General features: G+C 67.5%; 1 protein-coding gene. It reads right to left on the bottom strand.

What is annotated here, in order from left to right:
* Window positions 1-117: 117 nt before the first annotated feature.
* Window positions 118-797: hypothetical protein (locus A5736_RS26375; RefSeq protein ID WP_076246840.1), on the bottom strand; the 680-nt coding region annotated here is incomplete at its 5' end.

Raw genomic sequence — 797 nt, 5'->3', positions numbered from 1 at the left:
CATCGACCCCACCCGCGAGGCCTGACCGTCACTCATCCCAGATCCTCCAAACCAACCCCAGACCCGCCGACCATACCGCCCGTAGCCGAGTGCCGGTATCCGTTGCCGCGCAATGGGTCAGCCGTACTTCTCCCACCATCCGTGCAGGTCCTCGATTGTCGGGGGGTCCCCGAAGACGTCACAGAGCATCAGTTTGGCGTCGTTGGTCCACACCACGTTCGGGTGATCCTTGTAGGTGGCGCAGGCGACCATGCCGGCGGTCACGGTCGGGCTCTTGTCGTAGTGCCAGCTGTCCGGTGACGGTCCGCCGCCGGGGCAGTTCATCAGCTGACCGGCGGCGATGTCGTCGTTGAACGCCTTCTTCAGGACATCGGCGTTGGCGAACAGTCCGTACACCGCGCGAGACGGGCCGCCCGGGTTGGTGTTCTGCCCGCAATCGACCATGGCCACCGCGTTCACCCAGACGCTGTTCGGCTTCGGGGTGGTCGGGGTGCAGGTGCCGCTGGCGTAGCCGGCGGGCAGCTGACTGAGCAGCTTGCCTTGGGGATCGCCGCCCGGGGTCGTGGTGGTGGTGGACCGCGAGGTCTTCGTGGTGGTGGGGGCCGTCGTCGTGGTGCTGTGCGCCTGCGGGTTGTTGTCATCGTTGCCGCCCATGACTATTGCGATGCCGATGGCGGCGCCGACGAGGACGACCACCAGCGCCACGGCGGCGGCGACGAGGGGCCAGGGGTTGCGTTTGGGTTTGGGTGGTTGGTTCCAGGATTGTTGGGGCGGGGGTGCGCCCCAGTTGGGGCCGG

The organism is Mycobacterium sp. SP-6446, assembly GCF_001954045.1.
GTDB lineage: Bacteria > Actinomycetota > Actinomycetes > Mycobacteriales > Mycobacteriaceae > Mycobacterium.
The sequence above is the reverse complement of the archived record's forward strand: the minus strand, read 5'-3'. Positions and strand labels throughout refer to the sequence as shown.